Here is a 505-nt window from a genome sequence, read left to right as displayed (position 1 = left end):
CATGTTGTAGTCGATCTTCTGCGCGGGCAGCACCGTGCCGGGCGTATAGAAGCCCAGGTTGAACGACGCTTTGGCCACGCCGCCGCGGTAGCGCCAACGGTCATCGTCGAAGTGCAGCGAGGCGCCCACGCCATACGCTTCGCTGCCGTTGGAGGTGCGCATGGCCCCACCGCCGTAGATGTCCGGCGTAACCATCTTCGGGGCACCGTCCTCGCCCGTCGCCCCCGAGGACGGTGGGCGGTGGAAGAACGCCAGCGCCACGCCACCGCCGTTGCCGACGGCCGGATCGGTGACGATGATCGGAACCGGCAGAAAGCCGCGGTGCTCCAGCAACCAGCGCGACATGTCGAACCGGCCGTCTTCGGCGTCACGGAACAGGGACGCCCGTGGCGCCGGAGCGGCCGCGGGCGCCGGCGCAGGCGATGGAGCGGCGGGCTGCTGGGCAATCGCGGCGCAGGGCGTGAGCACGCCCAACAGCGAGAGCAGGCGTACGGCATGGCCGATC

The 505-nt window shown here is 70.3% G+C and carries 1 pseudogene; it reads right to left on the bottom strand.

Going from position 1 to position 505, the window contains the following annotated elements:
* Nucleotides 1–505: pseudogene (locus AAE045_RS24525) on the bottom strand (hypothetical protein); the annotation flags it as partial.

This window comes from Dryocola clanedunensis (assembly GCF_038405435.1).
Classification (GTDB): Bacteria; Pseudomonadota; Gammaproteobacteria; order Enterobacterales; family Enterobacteriaceae; genus Dryocola; species Dryocola clanedunensis_A.
The sequence above is the reverse complement of the archived record's forward strand: the minus strand, read 5'-3'. Positions and strand labels throughout refer to the sequence as shown.